General features: G+C 59.5%; 30 protein-coding genes and 1 pseudogene. All 31 read right to left on the reverse strand.

The window, feature by feature from the left end; translation table 11 throughout:
* Positions 1-92 precede the first annotated feature (92 nt).
* Positions 93-1085 carry a DNA-directed RNA polymerase subunit alpha gene (rpoA, locus tag CD04_RS0116830; RefSeq protein ID WP_031408877.1) on the reverse strand — a complete coding sequence of 331 codons (993 nt, stop codon included), beginning with the start codon at positions 1083-1085 and terminating at the stop codon, positions 93-95.
* 136 nt (positions 1086-1221) lie between these two features.
* Positions 1222-1844: pseudogene (gene rpsD / locus CD04_RS0116835) on the reverse strand (30S ribosomal protein S4).
* A 118-nt stretch (positions 1845-1962) separates the two neighbouring features.
* Positions 1963-2367 carry a 30S ribosomal protein S11 gene (rpsK, locus tag CD04_RS0116840; RefSeq protein WP_031408881.1) on the reverse strand — a complete coding sequence of 135 codons (405 nt, stop codon included), beginning with the start codon at positions 2365-2367 and terminating at the stop codon, positions 1963-1965.
* A gap of 18 nt (positions 2368-2385) precedes the next feature.
* Positions 2386-2751: a 30S ribosomal protein S13 gene (rpsM, locus tag CD04_RS0116845; RefSeq protein WP_031408883.1), complete on the reverse strand. Its 366-nt coding sequence runs from the start codon at positions 2749-2751 to the stop codon at positions 2386-2388.
* A gap of 27 nt (positions 2752-2778) precedes the next feature.
* Positions 2779-2892, reverse strand: a complete 114-nt coding sequence (gene rpmJ, locus CD04_RS23350) for a 50S ribosomal protein L36 (RefSeq protein ID WP_081858059.1) — start codon at positions 2890-2892, stop codon at positions 2779-2781.
* A 12-nt stretch (positions 2893-2904) separates the two neighbouring features.
* The gene (infA, locus tag CD04_RS0116850; RefSeq protein ID WP_031408885.1) at positions 2905-3123 is read right to left on the reverse strand and encodes a translation initiation factor IF-1; all 219 of its coding nucleotides are present in this window, start codon (positions 3121-3123) and stop codon (positions 2905-2907) included.
* 15 nt (positions 3124-3138) lie between these two features.
* Positions 3139-4458: a preprotein translocase subunit SecY gene (secY, locus tag CD04_RS0116855; RefSeq protein WP_031408886.1), complete on the reverse strand. Its 1320-nt coding sequence runs from the start codon at positions 4456-4458 to the stop codon at positions 3139-3141.
* A 19-nt stretch (positions 4459-4477) separates the two neighbouring features.
* The gene (rplO, locus tag CD04_RS0116860) at positions 4478-4921 is read right to left on the reverse strand and encodes a 50S ribosomal protein L15 (protein WP_031408888.1); all 444 of its coding nucleotides are present in this window, start codon (positions 4919-4921) and stop codon (positions 4478-4480) included.
* Positions 4922-4956: 35 nt separating this feature from the next.
* On the reverse strand, positions 4957-5142 hold the full coding sequence (gene rpmD / locus CD04_RS0116865) for a 50S ribosomal protein L30 (RefSeq protein WP_031408890.1): 186 nt from the start codon (positions 5140-5142) through the stop codon (positions 4957-4959).
* A gap of 8 nt (positions 5143-5150) precedes the next feature.
* A complete protein-coding gene (gene rpsE / locus CD04_RS0116870) occupies positions 5151-5669 on the reverse strand; it encodes a 30S ribosomal protein S5 (RefSeq protein WP_038168483.1) in 519 nt (172 codons plus the stop codon).
* A gap of 7 nt (positions 5670-5676) precedes the next feature.
* A complete protein-coding gene (rplR, locus tag CD04_RS0116875; protein ID WP_031408894.1) occupies positions 5677-6033 on the reverse strand; it encodes a 50S ribosomal protein L18 in 357 nt (118 codons plus the stop codon).
* Between the two features lie 14 nt (positions 6034-6047).
* Positions 6048-6581, reverse strand: a complete 534-nt coding sequence (gene rplF, locus CD04_RS0116880; protein ID WP_031408896.1) for a 50S ribosomal protein L6 — start codon at positions 6579-6581, stop codon at positions 6048-6050.
* Between the two features lie 13 nt (positions 6582-6594).
* Entirely contained in the window at positions 6595-6990 is a 396-nt protein-coding gene (gene rpsH / locus CD04_RS0116885) for a 30S ribosomal protein S8 (protein ID WP_031408897.1), read from the reverse strand.
* Positions 6991-7023: 33 nt separating this feature from the next.
* On the reverse strand, positions 7024-7329 hold the full coding sequence (gene rpsN / locus CD04_RS0116890) for a 30S ribosomal protein S14 (RefSeq protein WP_031408899.1): 306 nt from the start codon (positions 7327-7329) through the stop codon (positions 7024-7026).
* Between the two features lie 7 nt (positions 7330-7336).
* Complete coding sequence (gene rplE, locus CD04_RS0116895) at positions 7337-7876, reverse strand: 50S ribosomal protein L5 (protein ID WP_031408901.1); 540 nt, start codon at positions 7874-7876, stop codon at positions 7337-7339.
* An 11-nt stretch (positions 7877-7887) separates the two neighbouring features.
* A complete protein-coding gene (gene rplX, locus CD04_RS0116900) occupies positions 7888-8205 on the reverse strand; it encodes a 50S ribosomal protein L24 (RefSeq protein ID WP_031408903.1) in 318 nt (105 codons plus the stop codon).
* A gap of 10 nt (positions 8206-8215) precedes the next feature.
* Positions 8216-8584, reverse strand: coding sequence for a 50S ribosomal protein L14 (gene rplN, locus CD04_RS0116905; RefSeq protein ID WP_031408905.1), 369 nt, complete (start codon positions 8582-8584; stop codon positions 8216-8218).
* A 254-nt stretch (positions 8585-8838) separates the two neighbouring features.
* Positions 8839-9108: a 30S ribosomal protein S17 gene (gene rpsQ / locus CD04_RS0116910; protein ID WP_038168489.1), complete on the reverse strand. Its 270-nt coding sequence runs from the start codon at positions 9106-9108 to the stop codon at positions 8839-8841.
* A complete protein-coding gene (rpmC, locus tag CD04_RS0116915) occupies positions 9105-9302 on the reverse strand; it encodes a 50S ribosomal protein L29 (protein ID WP_031408909.1) in 198 nt (65 codons plus the stop codon). The genes rpsQ and rpmC overlap by 4 nt, the downstream gene beginning before the upstream one ends.
* 9 nt (positions 9303-9311) lie before the next feature.
* The gene (gene rplP / locus CD04_RS0116920; protein WP_031408911.1) at positions 9312-9728 is read right to left on the reverse strand and encodes a 50S ribosomal protein L16; all 417 of its coding nucleotides are present in this window, start codon (positions 9726-9728) and stop codon (positions 9312-9314) included.
* Positions 9725-10579, reverse strand: coding sequence for a 30S ribosomal protein S3 (gene rpsC / locus CD04_RS0116925; RefSeq protein WP_031408913.1), 855 nt, complete (start codon positions 10577-10579; stop codon positions 9725-9727). The genes rplP and rpsC overlap by 4 nt, the downstream gene beginning before the upstream one ends.
* A 9-nt stretch (positions 10580-10588) precedes the next feature.
* A complete protein-coding gene (rplV, locus tag CD04_RS0116930; protein WP_031408915.1) occupies positions 10589-10918 on the reverse strand; it encodes a 50S ribosomal protein L22 in 330 nt (109 codons plus the stop codon).
* 5 nt (positions 10919-10923) lie between these two features.
* Positions 10924-11202 (reverse strand): 30S ribosomal protein S19, encoded by a 279-nt coding sequence (rpsS, locus tag CD04_RS0116935; RefSeq protein WP_031408917.1) that lies wholly within the window; start codon positions 11200-11202, stop codon positions 10924-10926.
* A gap of 15 nt (positions 11203-11217) precedes the next feature.
* The gene (gene rplB / locus CD04_RS0116940; RefSeq protein ID WP_031408918.1) at positions 11218-12042 is read right to left on the reverse strand and encodes a 50S ribosomal protein L2; all 825 of its coding nucleotides are present in this window, start codon (positions 12040-12042) and stop codon (positions 11218-11220) included.
* A gap of 1 nt (position 12043) precedes the next feature.
* The gene (gene rplW / locus CD04_RS0116945; RefSeq protein WP_031408920.1) at positions 12044-12358 is read right to left on the reverse strand and encodes a 50S ribosomal protein L23; all 315 of its coding nucleotides are present in this window, start codon (positions 12356-12358) and stop codon (positions 12044-12046) included.
* The gene (gene rplD, locus CD04_RS0116950) at positions 12355-12978 is read right to left on the reverse strand and encodes a 50S ribosomal protein L4 (protein WP_031408922.1); all 624 of its coding nucleotides are present in this window, start codon (positions 12976-12978) and stop codon (positions 12355-12357) included. The genes rplW and rplD overlap by 4 nt, the downstream gene beginning before the upstream one ends.
* Positions 12975-13649 carry a 50S ribosomal protein L3 gene (gene rplC, locus CD04_RS0116955; protein WP_031408924.1) on the reverse strand — a complete coding sequence of 225 codons (675 nt, stop codon included), beginning with the start codon at positions 13647-13649 and terminating at the stop codon, positions 12975-12977. The genes rplD and rplC overlap by 4 nt, the downstream gene beginning before the upstream one ends.
* 165 nt (positions 13650-13814) lie before the next feature.
* Entirely contained in the window at positions 13815-14126 is a 312-nt protein-coding gene (rpsJ, locus tag CD04_RS0116960) for a 30S ribosomal protein S10 (protein WP_031408925.1), read from the reverse strand.
* A gap of 41 nt (positions 14127-14167) precedes the next feature.
* Positions 14168-15358: an elongation factor Tu gene (gene tuf, locus CD04_RS0116965; protein WP_031407240.1), complete on the reverse strand. Its 1191-nt coding sequence runs from the start codon at positions 15356-15358 to the stop codon at positions 14168-14170.
* A gap of 39 nt (positions 15359-15397) precedes the next feature.
* Positions 15398-17503: an elongation factor G gene (gene fusA / locus CD04_RS0116970; RefSeq protein ID WP_031408927.1), complete on the reverse strand. Its 2106-nt coding sequence runs from the start codon at positions 17501-17503 to the stop codon at positions 15398-15400.
* Positions 17504-17518: 15 nt separating this feature from the next.
* Complete coding sequence (gene rpsG, locus CD04_RS0116975; protein ID WP_031408929.1) at positions 17519-17989, reverse strand: 30S ribosomal protein S7; 471 nt, start codon at positions 17987-17989, stop codon at positions 17519-17521.
* Positions 17990-18019 lie beyond the last annotated feature (30 nt).

Raw genomic sequence — 18019 nt, forward strand, 5'->3', positions numbered from 1 at the left:
GGTACTGGCCTTGCACGATACCGTCTTGCGCATGACATGCATGCGGGTGCGGCGGTTCAAAATATGCCGCCCGGCTCCCGGGCGGCATCCAATCAGTTCGGGCGCGTTTCCAGCTCGGCCGGGGGCCAGCTTTCCAGCTTCATGCCCAGGGTCAGACCCCGGGCAGCCAGCACTTCCTTGATCTCGTTGAGCGATTTGCGTCCAAGATTAGGCGTCTTCAGCAGCTCCGTCTCACTGCGCTGGATCAGATCCCCGATGTAGTAGATGTTTTCAGCCTTGAGGCAATTGGCCGAACGCACGGTCAGCTCCAGGTCATCCACAGGACGCAAAAGGATGGGGTCGAATTGCTGGGCACTCGCCGAACCGCCCGCCTCCAGCGCCTTTTCCGCCCCTTCCAAGCTGGCAAACACGGACAACTGCTCCACGAGGATGCGAGCAGCGGTGCGAATGGCCTCTTCGGCGCTCGTCGACCCGTTCGTCTCAATTTCCATGACCAGCTTGTCCAGATCGGTGCGCTGCTCAACGCGCGCGTTCTCAACCGCGTAGCTGACGCGGCGCACGGGCGAGAACGAGGCATCCAGCACGATGCGGCCGATGATCTTGCCACCTTCGTCCGCATAGCGACGCAGGTTGCCGGGCACATAACCGCGGCCCTTCTCGACCTTGATCTGCATGTCCAGCTTCCCCTGCTGCGACAGGTGCGCAATCACGTGTTCGGGATTCACAATCTCCACGTCATGCGGCGTCTGGATGTCAGCCGCAGTGACTACCCCCTCACCTTCCTTGCGCAGCGACAGCGTGACTTCGTCGCGGTTATGAAGCTTGAACACCACGCCCTTGAGGTTGAGAAGAACGGCAATCACATCCTCCTGAAGGCCGTCGACCACCGAGTACTCGTGCAACACGCCGTTAATACTCACCTCGGTCGGGGCGTACCCCACCAGCGATGACAGCAATACGCGGCGCAGCGCGTTGCCGAGCGTATGGCCATAGCCGCGCTCAAACGGCTCCAGGGTCACCTTGGCGCGCAACGGGCCCAGGGCTTCAACTTGGATGGATTTCGGACGAAGCAATGCGGTTTGCATGAATTTCCTTTCAATACCCTCCGCTCGTTACACGGATAAGGCTGACGACTACGAAACAAAGGCGCGACAGCGCCCCAGCAACCCCGAAGCGAGCCCGTGAGGGTTCCTCACCGGCTCGCTGCACGCACAGTGCAGATCAACGGGAATAAAGTTCGACAATCAGCGACTCGTTGATGTCGCTTGCGAATTCGTCACGGTCTGGCGTTTTCTTGAACACGGCTTCCATCTTGCTCGGGTCGACTTGGACCCAGGCCGGGAACCCGTTGCCCTCGGCAAGCTTCAGTGCATCGGCAATCCGCAGTTGCTTCTTTGCCTTTTCGCGAACGGCCACGGTCTGGCCGGGCATGACGCGCGCCGACGGAATATCGAGCACGGTCCCGTCAACCACGATGCCTCGATGGCTCACGAGCTGGCGCGCCTCTGCTCGCGTGGAGGCAAAACCCATGCGGTAGACCACCGTATCCAGACGCGACTCAAGCAGCGTCAGCAGATTCACGCCGGTGTTGCCGCGCAAGCTCTGGGCCTTTTCATAGGTCCGGTGAAACTGCTTTTCCAGCAAGCCATACATCCGCTTGACCTTCTGCTTTTCGCGCAGTTGCGTTGCGTAATCCGACTGCCGTGAGCCGGACGTACGTCCGTGCTGGCCGGGCTTCGTGTCGAATTTGGCCTTGGATTCGATGCCACGGCGCGCACTCTTCAGAAAGAGATCGGAGCCTTCGCGGCGGGAGAGTTTGGCCTTGGGCCGAGATAACGTGCCACTTGCTATTTCCTTTAAATCAACTGCCGCAGACTGTGCTGCGGGAGCTTGGGTCGCAAGACCCAAGCAGTGGGCTTGGCGGCGCGAGCACCGCGTTGTATTGATCCTGACCGGGCGCGCTCAGATGCGACGACGCTTGGGCGGGCGGCAACCGTTGTGGGGCACAGGGGTGACATCAGCAATCTGGATCACCTTGATACCCAAGCCATTCAACGCACGTACTGCGGACTCGCGCCCTGGGCCGGGACCCTTGATACGCACTTCGAGTTGCTTGATGCCGCACTCAATGGCTTGGCGTCCTGCATTTTCCGCCGCCACCTGCGCTGCAAACGGGGTGGATTTGCGCGAACCCTTGAAACCTTGACCACCGGAGGACGCCCAGGACAACGCGTTGCCCTGGCGATCCGTAATGGTGATGATGGTGTTGTTGAAGGAGGCGTGCACGTGCGCAATCCCGTCCGCCACATTCTTGCGAACCTTCTTGCGCGTGCGCTGCGCCGAACCCTGCGTTGAACCTTTAGCCATGACTTCGTCCTTGTATGCTTATTTCTTCAGCGCTGCAGCGCCCTTGCGCGGGCCCTTGCGGGTGCGGGCGTTTGTGCGTGTGCGCTGACCGCGAACCGGCAGGCCGCGGCGATGGCGCATGCCACGATAGCAGCCCAGGTCCATCAGGCGCTTGATGTTGATTGAGACCTCGCGGCGCAGGTCACCTTCGATGACGAATTGGCCAACCTGCTCTCGCACCTTCTCGAGTTCGGCATCGGTGATGTCTTTCACCTTTGTCGAATAGGCGACGCCCGCAGCGTCGCAAATCTTGCGCGCCGTGGTTCGGCCAATGCCATAGATCGCAGTCAGACCGATTTCAGCGTGCTGATGCGGGGGAATATTGATACCAGCAATACGGGCCATTGGATTCCTCGATTCAAATAAGGCCGGTTAACCCTGACGCTGCTTATGGCGGGGGTCGGTACAGATCACACGCACCACGCCCTTGCGGCGGATGATCTTGCAGTTTCTGCACATCTTCTTGATGGACGCACTAACTTTCATGATTTACCTCGTTTATTTGGCACGAAATACGATCCGCGCGCGCGTCAGATCGTAGGGCGTGAGTTCAACAGTGACCTTGTCGCCGGGCAAGATGCGGATGTAATGCATCCGCATCTTGCCGGAAATGTGGCCGAGGACGACGTGGCCGTTTTCCAGCTTGACCCGGAAGGTTGCATTGGGAAGATTTTCAAGAATCTCCCCTTGCATTTGAATGGCATCATCCTTAGACATAGAAAAGTTCGGGCCTCAGCGCAACGTCATGCCACTTTTGAAATTCGCACGCTTGAGCAACGCATCGTATTGATGCGACATCGCGTAAGCCTGCACCTGTGCCATGAAATCCATGGTCACCACCACAATGATCAGCAGCGACGTCCCGCCAAAATTAAATGGCACATTATATTTGAGCACCAAAAACTCGGGAAGCAGGCAAACCAGTGTGATGTAAAGCGCGCCCGCCAGGGTCAGGCGCATGAGTATTTTGTCGATATACCGTGCCGTCTGCTCACCCGGGCGGATACCCGGGATGAATGCGCCACTCTTCTTTAGATTATCAGCCGTCTCACGGCTATTGAAAACAAGCGCCGTATAGAAAAACGTAAAGAATATGATCGCCCCGGCATACAGAGCGATGTAAATCGGCTGCCCAGGAGAAAGGAGTGCGGCGGCATCCTTGAGCCAACTCATGCCGGCTCCGGCTCCGAACCAACTCACCACTGTTGCAGGCAACAGAATGATTGACGATGCGAAGATCGGTGGAATGACGCCAGACATATTCAGTTTCAGCGGCAGATGGGACGACTGACCTCCATACACCTTGTTTCCGACCTGCCGGCGCGCGTAGTTGACCAGGATTTTGCGCTGGCCACGCTCCACAAATACCACGAAATATGTCACCGCGACGACGATTGCCAGCACGAAGATGGACACGAGAATGCTCATCGCACCCGTACGGACCAATTCAAGCAAACCACCCAGCGCCGTGGGCAATCCAGACGCGATGCCTGCAAAGATAATGATCGAAATACCATTACCCAAGCCGCGTTCCGTGATCTGCTCGCCCAGCCACATCAGGAACATGGTTCCCGCCGTGAGGCTTACGACAGCGGTGAGCTTGAAGCCAATGCCCGGATCAAGAACCAGCCCATGCGCAGAGCTCAGTGCCACCGAAATACCGAGCGACTGGAAAATCGCCAGCACAAGCGTGAAATAGCGTGTGTACTGGGTGATCTTCCGGCGACCCGCCTCGCCTTCCTTTTTCAGCGCTTCCATCGAGGGCAGCACGTAGGTCAGCAATTGCATGATGATCGATGCCGAAATGTACGGCATGATTCCCAGCGCAAAGACCGTAAAGCGCGACAGGGCGCCGCCCGAGAACATGTTGAACAGCCCGAGGATGCCTCCCGAATTGTTCTGGAACAGCTGCTGCAACTGCTGCGGATTGATACCAGGCACGGGAATGTGCGCGCCAATGCGGAACACAATCAATGCGCCCAGCAGAAAAAGGAGGCGCTTGGTCAAGTCCCCATATTTCCCGCTACCGAGTGCGCTTGATTGTGTGGCCATGGCAGGTCCCGTGCTTAGCTTAGTCTTGCGGCGCAGCCACCGTACCGCCGGCGGCCTCGATCGCCACGCGTGCCCCGCGGGTCACCGCAACGCCGGTCACGGTGAACCCGCGATCCACGCCACCGGAGGCGAAGATCTTCGCCGATAGCGCCTGATCAGAAATGAGGCCCGCCGCCTTCAGCGTCAGCAAGTCGACCTGATCGCCCTTGATTGCAGACAACTCGGACAGGCGGACTTCCGCCTTGAACTTCGCCGTCGGCGACTTGAATCCACGCTTGGGCAAGCGGCGTTGCAGCGGCATCTGGCCGCCTTCAAAACCGACCTTATGATAGCCGCCCGAGCGTGACTTCTGGCCCTTGTGGCCTCGCCCGGCAGTCTTCCCCAAGCCTGACCCAATGCCGCGACCCACGCGCTTATTGCTATGGGTCGCGCCTTCGGCGGGCTGAATGGTATTGAGTTGCATGCTGAATCTCACAAATGAGGGTAGACCATGCCCAATCAGGCGATGACCTTCACCAGATAATCGACTTTGCGAATCATGCCGCGAACTGACGGCGTGTCTTCCAGGGTGCGCTCGTCGTTGATATGACGCAGGCCCAACCCGCGAACCGTATCGCGATGGTCCGAGCGCGTGCCGATCACACTACGCACCAACTTCACTCTGACTTCTTTCTTGTCTTGCATGGCAGACCTCAGCCGAGGATTTCTTCGACGCTCTTGCCGCGCTTCATGGCGATTTCAGAAGGCGTATTGGCCTTCGTGAGACCGTCCAGCGTGGCACGAACCATGTTGTAGGGGTTGGTGGAGCCATGACTCTTCGCAACCACATCCGTGATGCCGACCACCTCAAAGATGGCGCGCATCGGGCCGCCCGCAATGATGCCCGTGCCTTGCGGCGCGGGGGACATCATGACGTCGGAGGCGGCGTGACTCCCGTACACCTGATGGTGCAAGGTGCCATTCTTGAGCTTGACCTTGACCATGTTGCGCCGTGCCTGGTCCATGGCTTTTTGCACGGCAACAGGCACTTCACGCGCTTTGCCCTTGCCCATGCCGATGCGCCCGTCGCCGTCGCCCACCACGGCAAGAGCGGCGAAACCAAGAATACGGCCACCCTTGACCACCTTGGTGACGCGGTTCACCGCGATCATCTTCTCCCGCAGACCGTCATCACGGGCTTCGGTGTTCATCTTTGCTTGGATTTTGGCCATCTCAACCTCAGAATTTCAAACCAGCTTCGCGGGCAGCTTCAGCCAACGCCTTGACGCGGCCGTGATACTGAAAGCCGGAGCGATCGAAGGCGACTTGTTCAATGCCTGCGGCCCGCGCCTTCTCGGCGATGCGCTTGCCAACGATTTGCGCTGCACCGACATTGCCCCCCGACCCCTGGAGCTGTTGCCGCACTTCGGGCTCAGCTGTCGATGCTGTCATCAGCACCCGCGCCCCGTCATCGGAGATGATGCTTGCATAGATATGCGCGTTCGAACGATGCACCGCCAGGCGCGTCACATCCAAGCGGGCAATATGGGCGCGCGTTGACTTGGCGCGGCGCAGACGGGCTTGTTTCTTATTCAACATTTCACAACCCCTTATTTCTTCTTGGTTTCCTTGATCACCACGACCTCATTGGCGTAGCGAACCCCTTTGCCCTTGTAGGGCTCGGGCGGACGAATGGCACGGATATCGGCAGCCACCTGACCGACGAGCTGCTTATCCACACCCTTGAGCACGATCTCCGTCGGGGTGGGCGTCTCCACCTTGATGCCCTCTGGCATGTCACGCACGACGGGATGGGAAAAACCAAGAGCGAGGTTCAGCTTGGCCCCCTGGACCTGAGCCTTGTAGCCAACGCCAATGAGCGTCAGCTTTTTCTCGAAGCCCTTGTCCACGCCGGCAACCATTCCCGCGACCAAGGCGCGGAATGTCCCGGAGAGCGCATGGGCCTCACGGCTCTCGTCCGACGGGGCGAACGTCAGCGCGCCATTCTCGAACTCGACCTTCACCAGCGGATTCAGCGGGCGGTCCAGACGACCGAGCCCACCCTTAACGGCAATTTGTTCGGGCGACAGGGAGACTTCCACGCCCTTGGGCACAACAATGGGATTCTTGGCGACTCGCGACATGGCCAGCCCTCAATTAGGCAACATAACAAAGGACCTCGCCGCCGACGCCGACCTGGCGCGCCTTGCGGTCGGTCATCACACCCTTCGGCGTGGAGACGATGGCGACACCCAGTCCGTTCAGGACCTGGGGAATGGCGTGTCGCCCACGATAGATACGCAAGCCGGGGCGACTGACGCGCTCGATGCGCTCGATCACCGGGCGCCCTGCGTAGTACTTCAGCGCAATCTGCAGATCAGCCTTGGCACCATCACGCACCAGCTCATAGCCGTCAATGTAGCCTTCATCCTGAAGCACTTGGGCGATAGCCGCCTTGAGCTTCGACGCTGGCATCTTCACGCTAGCCTTCTCGACCATCTGCGCATTGCGGATGCGCGTCAGCATGTCGGCAATGGGATCACTCATGCTCATAAAAATGTTCTCCGGTGACTTCCGATAGCCGCATTACCAGCTGGACTTGGTGACGCCGGGGATTTCCCCACGAAACGCCAATTCACGAATCTTGTTGCGGGCAAGTCCGAACTTGCGAAACGTCCCGCGCGGACGCCCCGTCAGCGCACAACGATTGCGCAGGCGCGTGGGGTTTGCGTTCCGGGGCAACTGCTGCAGCGCCAGTCGGGCCTGGAGATGCTCCTCATGCGATTTGCTCGAATCAGCGATGACAGCCTCAAGCGCAGCACGCTTCGCAGCGAACTTCTGCACGAGCTTTTCGCGCTTATCTTGCCGATTGATCAGTGAAAGCTTGGCCATGGCAATCTCAATTCTTAAAGGGAAAGCGGAACGCGGACAGCAGCGCCTTGCATTCGTCGTCCGACTTCGCGGTCGTCGTGATGCTGATATTCAGTCCACGCAGCGCGTCGACCTTGTCATACTCGACCTCAGGGAAAATAATCTGCTCTTTCACCCCGATGTTGTAGTTGCCGCGACCGTCAAACGCGCGCGACGACACACCGCGGAAGTCGCGCACGCGCGGCAGCGCCACCGTGATCAAGCGATCGAGAAACTCATACATGCGCCCACCGCGCAGCGTGACTGAGCACCCGATCGGCATGCCCTCGCGCACCTTGAAGGCCGCAATGGCCTTGCGCGCCTTGGTCACCACAGGCTTCTGCCCGGCAATCTTGGTCATGTCGCCCACTGCATGCTCGATGACCTTCTTGTCTGCAACCGCCTCGGATACGCCCATGTTGAGCGTGATCTTGGTGATGCGCGGAACCTCCATGACCGACTTGTAGCCGAACTGCTTTTGCAGATCAGGCACGACTTGGCCCTTGTAAAACTCTTGCAAGCGCGACATAACGCCCCCAGTTAAACCTTGATTTGCTCGCCACTCGAACGGAACACGCGAACCTTGTTGCCGTCAGAGAGGGAACTAATGCCGACACGATCTGCCTTGCCGGACGCCGGATTAAAAATCGCCACATTGCTTTGATGAATGGGCATTTCCTTGGACACGACGCCGCCGGGCTGGTTTTGCATTGGGTTCGGACGCGTATGACGCTTCACGAGATTCACACCCTCAACGATCAGATGCTCCGCCCCATGGCGCGCAAGCACCTTGGCACGCCGCCCTTTGTCGGCTCCGGCGATGACGACGACTTCGTCGCCCCTGTGGATTTTGTTCATGGTCGACCTCTTACAGCACTTCGGGTGCGAGGGAAACAATCTTCATGAAACGCTCGGTGCGAAGCTCGCGCGTGACCGGCCCGAAAATGCGGGTCCCAATCGGCTCCAGCTTGGCATTCAGAAGGACCGCCGCGTTCGTATCGAACTTGATCAACGAACCATCGGCGCGGCGCACGCCCTTGGCGGTGCGCACGACAACAGCGTTGAACACTTCGCCCTTTTTCACACGCCCACGCGGCGCGGCTTCCTTGATGCTGACCTTGATGACGTCGCCGATGCCGGCATAGCGACGCTTGGACCCGCCGAGCACCTTGATGCACATAACGGTCTTCGCGCCAGTGTTGTCAGCAACATCCAGCCTTGATTGCATCTGAATCATGTGGAATCCTGAAATTCTTTCCCAACTTGGCGGCATCAAGCAGCATGCCGACAGTCTTGGGCCCAGCGAGTGGGATTGTGAAGCGCAAAAGCGCAGAACTAGATATTTTTACTTGAACGAACCCAAATGTCAAGGTCCGCTCGAGATTTTTGAGCGCTGCGGCACATGTCCGAGGCGATTTTGCTGCGGGGCACGGTCCCGGCGGGGCCAAACCCCGCACCGACTCCCCGCTGCAACGCCCGAATCAAAGCGCCTCAGACCAACCTGGACTTTTCAACCAGACGCGTCACCACCCAGGATTTGGTCTTGGAAATGGGGCGCGACTCGGCAATCTCCACCAGGTCGCCCAGGTGAAATTGCCCTTCCTCATCGTGTGCACTGTACTTCTTGGAGCGCACGATGTATTTGCCATACAGTTCGTGCTGGACGCGACGCTCGACCAAAACGGTAACCGTCTTGGTGCGTTTGTCGCTGACCACCCGCCCCGTCAGCACACGGGTCAATCCTTCCGCTGTCGACATCATGACTCCTGCGTGACTGTTTGACGAATCAGCGTCCGAACGCGCGCGATGTCACGCCGCACTTTCATCAGCTGGCTGGTGTTTTGCAACTGCTGCGTCGCCTTTTGCATGCGCAAACCCATATGCGCCTTGAGCAGTGCGTTCAATTCATTTTGCAAACCGGTCTGATCCAGTTTGCGCATTTCTTCCAGATTCATCATCTCACCTCAAAGGCCAAAACGGCGACCGACGAAGACGGTACGGAATGGCAGCTTGGCAGCTGCAAGCTCAAACGCTTCGCGGGCCAGCTGCTCAGGTACGCCATCGATTTCATACAGGACCTTACCGGGCGTGATTTCCGACACGTAATACTCGGGGTTGCCCTTGCCGTTACCCATGCGGACTTCAGCAGGCTTGATCGAAATGGGTTTATCCGGAAACACGCGAATCCAGATACGCCCACCGCGCTTGACGTGGCGCGAAATGGCACGCCGAGCCGACTCGATTTGGCGCGCCGTCAGACGCCCGCGAGTCGTGGCTTTGAGCCCATATTCGCCAAAAGCCACAGAGGCTCCACGCGTTGCCACACCCTTGTTGCGGCCCTTTTGCTCCTTGCGGTATTTGCGACGCGCAGGTTGCATCATGACGATTCTCCTTGCTTGCTCGGCACGGCAGCCGCTGCCTCGGGCTTGCTGACTTTCCGTACGCGCTTTTCAGTGGGCGCCGCGGGCGCGGCTGCGGTGGCCGTGTGCGCATCGCCGCGACCGGCATCGGGCCGGCGGTTGCGACGTGCGCCAGACTTGTCATCGCGGCGGGGACGACGCTCAGGCTCGGCGGTCTCGGCAGCCTTCTGCGCCAGAGCGCCACGACCCAGCGTATCGCCCTTGTAGACCCAGACCTTCACACCAATCACGCCATACGTGGTTTTGGCTTCGGAAAAGCCATAGTCGATGTCCGCACGCAGCGTCTGCAACGGCACGCGACCCTCCCGGTACCATTCCGTACGGGCAATTTCAATCCCGTTGAGGCGCCCGGACGACATAATCTTGATGCCCTGCGCGCCAAGGCGCATTGCATTTTGCATCGCACGCTTCATCGCGCGCCGGAACATGATGCGCTTTTCGAGCTGTTGCGTGATTGAGTCCGCAATCAGCTTGGCATCAATCTCGGGCTTGCGCACTTCCTCGATGTCCACGGCCACGGGCACCCCAAGTCGCTTCGTCAACTCGGACTTGAGCGCTTCGATATCTTCGCCCTTCTTGCCAATGACCACACCAGGCCGCGCGCTAAAAATCGTAATCCGTGCATTTTTCGCCGGACGCTCAATGATGATGCGCGACACTGAGGCAGCTTTCAGCTTTTTGGCCAGGAACTCGCGCACCGCGATGTCTTCGTTGAGCATCTTGGCAAACTGGGCGCCGCTGGCGTACCAACGCGAGGACCAATCGTGCGTGACCGCCAGTCTAAAACCGGTTGGGTTGATTTTCTGTCCCATCTCGAGTCCTTAGTTTCCAACGGTGATGTAGATGTGGCAGGTGGGCTTGACAATGCGATTGCCACGCCCCTTCGCACGCGCCGAGAAGCGCTTGAGCGAAGCACCACGCTCCACCATGATGGACTTGACCTTCAGTTCGTCAATGTCCGCACCATCGTTGTGCTCGGCGTTGGCGATGGCCGACTCCAGCACTTTCTTGATGATCTGCGCCGACTTCTTCGGAGTGAACGCCAGGGTGTTGAGGGCGTGGTCAACTTTCTTGCCGCGAATCAGATCAGCCACCAACCGGCCCTTCTGCTCGGACAGCCGAACACCGCGCAATACTGCTCGTGTTTCCATGGTTCTTACCTCTTGGCCGCTTTCTTGTCCGCAGGATGACCCTTGAACGTGCGGGTCAGCGCAAACTCACCGAGTTTGTGGCCGACCATCTGATCCGTGATGTACACGGGCACATGTTGCCGGCCGTTGTGCACGGCAATCGTCACACCGATGAACTCGGGCAGCACCGTGGAGCGGCGTGACCAGGTCTTGATCGGCTTCTTGTCTTTGGTGGCCACAGCGCTTTCGATCTTGCGCATCAGGTGCAGATCGCAAAACGGGCCTTTTTTGAGAGAACGTGTCATATCTGGGCCTCTAGCTTACTTTTTACGGCGCGAGACGATCATGCCCTGCGTGCGCTTGTTCTGACGCGTGCGGTAACCCTTGGTCGGGGTACCCCACGGGCTGACCGGCGTACGACCTTCGCCCGTCCGTCCTTCGCCACCGCCATGCGGGTGATCAATTGGGTTCATAGCCACACCGCGCACGGTCGGGCGGATGCCCTTCCAGCGCTTGGCACCAGCTTTACCATACTGCCGCAAACTGTTTTCTTCGTTGCTGACTTCGCCGATGGTGGCGCGGCACTCGACGTGAATCTTGCGCACTTCGCCCGAGCGCAGGCGAACCTGCGCGTAGACACCCTCCCGGGCCATCAACACCGCTGAAGACCCCGCGGAGCGGATCATTTGCGCACCCTTGCCCGCCAGCAGCTCGATGCAATGGATTGTCGAACCCACCGGGATGCTGCGGATGGGCAGGCAATTTCCCACCTTGATCGGCGCCTCGGACCCACTCACGACCGAGCTGCCGACTTCGATACCGCGCGGAGCGATGATGTAGCGACGCTCACCATCCGCATAGCAAAGCAAGGCGATGTGCGCCGTGCGGTTGGGGTCGTATTCGATACGCTCCACCTTCGCCGGAATCCCGTCCTTGTCGCGCCGGAAATCCACCACGCGGTAGTGCTGCTTGTTACCGCCGCCGCGATGGCGCACCGTGATGTGGCCGTTGTTGTTACGGCCGGCATTTTGCTTTTGCGGCTCGAGCAGGCTCTTCTCGGGCTCACCCTTGTGCAGATGCTTGTGCACCACCTTCACCACAGCCCGACGACCGGCTGAAGTCGGCTTCACCTTGACGACTGCCATGTTAGACACCCTCCTGGGCGAAATTCAGTTCCTGTCCGGCCGCCAAGCTGACGTAGGCTTTGCGAACATTATTGCGATGACCCACGCCACGCGACGTGCGCTTGACCTTGCCCTTCTGGTTCAGCACCTGGACGCAGGTCACCTGCACCTTGAAAAAGGCCTCGACCGCAGCCTTGATCTCGTCCTTGCTTGCATCCTGGCGCACACGAAACGCAACCTGGTTGCGCTTGTCCGCGAGCATGGTCGCCTTCTCGGAAATGATGGGCGCGAGCAGCACCTGCATCAAACGTTGTTCTCGTGTCTGTTGCTGGCTCATGACAGCATCTCCTGCAGCTTAACGAACGCGCCCTTGGCAATCAGGATCTTCTTGTAATAGATCAGCGACAGAGGGTCCATGTAACGCGGCTCGACCAGCAACACATTCGGCAAGTTGCGCGCCGCAAGCATCAGCTTCTCGTCGATTGAATCAGCGATGTACAGCACCGAATCCAGGCCCATGGACCTGAGCTTTGTCGCCAGCAATTTCGTCTTCGGCGCGTCGACCGCGAGCTCGTCCACGACGACAACCCGCCCTTCGCGCGCCAGCTGCGACAAAATGGAACGCATCCCGGCGCGATACATCTTCTTGTTGATCTTCTGCGTGAAATTCTCATCCGCAGCATTCGGGAAAATCCGACCGCCCCCACGCCACAGCGGGGAGCTGGTCATGCCCGCACGGGCCCGACCTGTACCCTTCTGGCGCCACGGCTTGCGCGTTGAGTGCTTGACTTCGGCGCGATCCTTTTGCGCACGCGTGCCAGCACGGGCGTTCGCCTGGTAGGCAATCACGATCTGGTGGATCAGGGCCTCGTTGTACTCGCGCCCGAAAATGGTGTCGGGGGCGTCAAAGGCGACTCCGGGAGCACCATCGGCTGCGACGTAATGCAATTGGGTCATGACTGAACTCCAGCTTTCTTGACCGCGGGACGCAAGGTTACACACCCTGAATCCGCGCCAGGGATTGAGCCCTTGACCATGATCAGATCCCGCTCCGCGTCAACCCGGACCACCTCCAGATTCTGGATCGTCACATTGGTCCCGCCCAAACGGCCAGACATGCGCTTGCCCGGGAACACACGCCCCGGGTCCTGCGCCATACCGATGGAACCCGGCGCACGCGTCGTGACCGAGTTGCCATGGGAGGCCCGGTTCGAGGAGAAGTGGTGGCGCTTGATGGCACCGGCGTAGCCCTTGCCGATGGTCAGGCCACGCACGTCCACGTACTGGCCGACGGCAAACAGGGAAGCCGACAGGGCAGCGCCCGGCTGATAGGCGGCGGCCACATCGGCGGGGACGCGGAATTCGCAAAGCAATTTGGCAGGCTCAATTGCAGCCTTGGCCAAGTGGCCGGCTTCCGCTTTGGTTAACGAGGAAGGCTTCGTCGCGCCGAAGGCAACCTGGACGGCGCTATAGCCATCCTTGTCGGCCTGGCGGACTTGCGCCACGGCGTTGCGAGAAACGTCCAGAACGGTCACGGGAATCGACACCCCGTCATCCGTGAAGACTCGCATCATGCCGACCTTGCGCGCAACAAGGCCGAGTGCTTGCGTACTCATTGTTTTCTCCATGCCAGCTGCGATTGGCTGGCGTCATTGGCAGACTGGGCTGCGATTTGACACACACAACACCGGGCACAGGCCCGGACATTGCTTGCCCTGAAATGCGCGTGCACATCCAAGGGCAACGTTGAAAAGCACGCCAGTATAGCGAACTGGCTTACGACTGACTAGCCTTTACTGCAACTTAATTTCCACATCCACACCAGCCGGCAGATCCAGCTTCATCAACGCATCCACCGTCTTGTCCGTGGGATCGACGATATCCATCAGCCGCTGATGCGTGCGAATCTCGAACTGATCGCGGGAACTCTTGTTCACATGTGGCGATCGCAGGACGTCGAAACGCTGCAGGCGGGTTGGAAGCGGAACCGGCCCCTTCACAATGGCACCGGTGCGCTTGGCGGTATCAACGATCTCAAGCGCGGACTGGTCGATGAGCCGATAGTCGAATGCCTTGAGGCGAATGCGGATTTTTTGACTTTGCATTGCTGTTCCAAAGAGCGGGAAATGTGAGGCGAGCCTCTGCTTTACTCGAGAATTTTTGCGACGACGCCGGCACCGACGGTGCGGCCACCTTCGCGGATGGCGAAGCGCAGGCCTTCTTCCATGGCGATGGGGGCGATGAGTTTGACGGTGATGCTGACATTATCGCCGGGCATGACCATTTCCTTGCCCTCGGGCAATTCGATGGCGCCGGTGACGTCGGTGGTGCGGAAGTAGAACTGCGGGCGGTAGTTGTTGAAGAACGGGGTGTGACGCCCGCCCTCGTCCTTCGACAGCACGTACACCTCAGCCGTGAAGTGGGTGTGGGGCTTGATGGAGCCGGGCTTGCACAGCACCTGGCCGCGCTCGACTTCCTCGCGCTTGGTGCCGCGCAGCAAAATCCCCACGTTGTCCCCCGCCTGGCCCTGGTCGAGCAGCTTGCGGAACATCTCCACGCCCGTGCAGGTCGTCTTCAGCGTGGGCTTGAGACCGACGATCTCGATTTCCTCGCCCACCTTGATCACGCCCCGCTCCACACGCCCGGTGACCACCGTGCCGCGCCCGGAGATCGAAAACACGTCCTCCACAGGCATCAGGAACGCCCCGTCCACCGCGCGCTCCGGCGTCGGAATGTACGTGTCCAGCGCATCGGCCAGCTTCAGAATGGCCTGCTCCCCCAGCTCGCCCTTGTCGCCCTCGAGCGCCAGCTTGGCCGAACCCTTGATGATCGGCGTGTCGTCGCCGGGAAAGTCATACTTCGACAGCAGCTCGCGCACCTCCATCTCCACCAGCTCGAGCAGCTCGGCGTCATCCACCATGTCGCACTTGTTCAAAAACACGATGATGTACGGCACCCCCACCTGGCGGGCCAGCAAAATGTGCTCGCGCGTTTGCGGCATCGGGCCGTCGGCCGCCGACACCACCAAAATCGCCCCGTCCATCTGCGCCGCACCCGTGATCATGTTCTTCACGTAGTCCGCGTGCCCCGGACAGTCCACGTGCGCATAGTGCCGGTTCGCCGTCTCGTACTCCACGTGCGCCGTGTTGATCGTGATGCCCCGCGCCTTCTCCTCCGGCGCCGCATCAATCTGGTCATACGCCTTGGCCTCGCCGCCGAACTTCTTCGACAGCACCGTCGTGATGGCCGCCGTCAGCGTGGTCTTGCCATGATCCACGTGACCAATCGTCCCCACGTTCACGTGTGGCTTGGTCCGCTCAAATTTGCTCTTCGCCATGATGAATGCCTCTAGAACTCGGTAGAAATTGGATAACTGTTACTTGCTGGAACGCGCGCTGACAATGGCCTCGGCAACGTTACGCGGAGCCTCCGCGTAGTGCTTGAACTCCATCGTGTAGGTCGCACGACCCTGGGACATGGAGCGCAGCGTGGTGGAGTAGCCGAACATCTCCGACAGCGGCACTTCGGCTCGAATGACCTTGCCGCCGGTGACGATGTCGTCCATCCCCTGGACCATGCCACGCCTGGAGGACAGATCACCCATGACATTGCCAGCGTAGTCTTCCGGTGTCTCCACCTCAACTGCCATCATGGGCTCGAGGATGACGGGGCTGGCCTTGCGGCAACCATCCTTGAAGCCGATCGAGGCCGCCATTTTGAAGGCCTGCTCCGAGGAGTCGACTTCGTGGTAGGAGCCGAAATGCAGCGTGACCTTCACATCGACCACGGGATACCCGGCCAACACGCCGGAATTGAGCGATTCCTCGACACCCTTCTGGACGGCAGGAATGTATTCGCGCGGCACGACGCCACCCTTGATCGCATCAACGAACTGAAAGCCCTTGCCAGGCTCGCTGGGCTCGATCTTCAGCACGACGTGACCGTACTGACCCTTACCGCCCGACTGGCGCACAAACTTGCCCTCGGCGTTGTCAACGGTCTTGCGGATGGTCTCGCGGTAGGCAACCTGCGGCTTGCCGACGTTGGCCTCCACGCCGAACTCGCGCCGCATGCGGTCGACGATGATCTCCAGGTGCAGTTCCCCCATGCCGGAAATGATGGTCTGACCGGACTCTTCATCGGTCTTGACCCGGAACGACGGATCCTCCTGGGCAAGCCGCTGCAGGGCGATGCCCATCTTTTCCTGATCGGCCTTCGTCTTCGGCTCAACGGCCTGGGAAATCACAGGCTCCGGGAAAATCATCTTCTCCAGGGTGATGATGGACTCCGGATCGCAAAGCGTTTCGCCGGTCGTCACTTCACGCAACCCCACGCATGCCGCGATATCGCCGGCGCGCACTTCCTTGATCTCATCGCGCTGGTTGGCGTGCATCTGCAGCAGCCGCCCGATGCGCTCCTTCTTGCCCTTGATCGGGTTGTACACGGTATCCCCAGACGCCAGGACGCCCGAATACACGCGGATGAAGGTCAACTGACCCACATAGGGGTCCGTCATCAGCTTGAACGCCAAAGCCGAAAACTTCTCGTCATCGCTGGCGCGGCGAGCCGTATCGTGCTCGTCGTCATCCGTGCCGTGCACGGGCGGGATATCAACCGGCGACGGCAGGAAATCGATGACCGCGTCAAGCATGCGCTGCACGCCCTTGTTCTTGAAGGCGGTACCGCAGAGCATCGGCTGAATTTCGCCGGCAATCGTGCGCGCACGCAGGCCTTGCTTGATTTCGGCCTCGCTCAATTCCCCCGTTTCGAGGTAGCGATTCATCAGTTCTTCATTCGCCTCGGCGGCAGCCTCGATCATGCTTGAGCGCCACTTCTCCACCTCGCCAAGCAGCGCGGACGGAATTTCCTCGTACTGGAATTTCATGCCCTGGGAGGCCTCATCCCAGATGATCGCTTTCATCTTCAAGAGATCAACCACGCCAGTGAAATGCTCCTCGGCGCCGATCGGATAGACGACGGGCACCGGATTGGCCTTCAAGCGACCCTTCATCTGGTCGTAGACCTTGAAAAAGTTTGCGCCCGTGCGATCCATCTTGTTGACAAAGGCCAGGCGTGGCACCTTGTACTTGTTGGCTTGGCGCCAAACGGTTTCCGATTGGGGCTGCACGCCACCGACCGCGCAATAGACCATGCAGGCGCCGTCGAGCACGCGCATGGAGCGCTCCACCTCGATCGTGAAGTCGACGTGGCCCGGGGTGTCGATGATGTTGATGCGATGTTCCGGCAGCGAAAGATCCATGCCCTTCCAAAAGCAGGTCGTCGCCGCGGAGGTGATGGTGATGCCACGCTCCTGCTCCTGCTCCATCCAGTCCATCGTCGCGGCGCCATCGTGCACCTCGCCGATTTTGTGGTTGACACCGGTATAGAACAGAATGCGCTCGGTCGTCGTGGTCTTTCCGGCATCGATATGCGCCGAAATCCCGATATTCCGATAGCGCTCGATTGGAGTCTTTCTTGCCATGATGGATCCCGGAAATTAAAACCTGAAATGCGAGAAAGCCTTGTTGGCCTCTGCCATGCGGTGAACCTCGTCGCGCCGCTTCATTGCTGCGCCTCGCCCCTCAGAGGCCTCCATCAGCTCGTTGGCCAGGCGCTGTGCCATGGACTTTTCCCCGCGCTTCTTGGCTGCTTCGCGCAGCCAGCGCATGGCCAGCGCAGCGCGCCGCTGCGGGCGCACTTCCACGGGAACTTGGTAATTTGCGCCCCCGACCCGGCGCGACTTGACTTCAACCACCGGCTTGACATTGCTCAGCGCCTGGCTGAACACTTCCACCGGGTCCTTTCCAGTCTTTGTCTGGATGGTCTCGAATGCGCCGTAGACAATGCTCTCGGCGATGGCCTTCTTGCCAGAAAGCATGACCACATTCATGAATTTTGCAACGTCGAGATTGCCGAATTTTGGATCGGGGAGAATCTCGCGCTTGGCGATGACACGACGACGTGACATATCAGTTCCTTATTTTCAGTCGGGCAATGC

Source organism: Thiomonas sp. FB-Cd, assembly GCF_000733775.1.
Classification (GTDB): domain Bacteria; phylum Pseudomonadota; class Gammaproteobacteria; order Burkholderiales; family Burkholderiaceae_C; genus Thiomonas_A.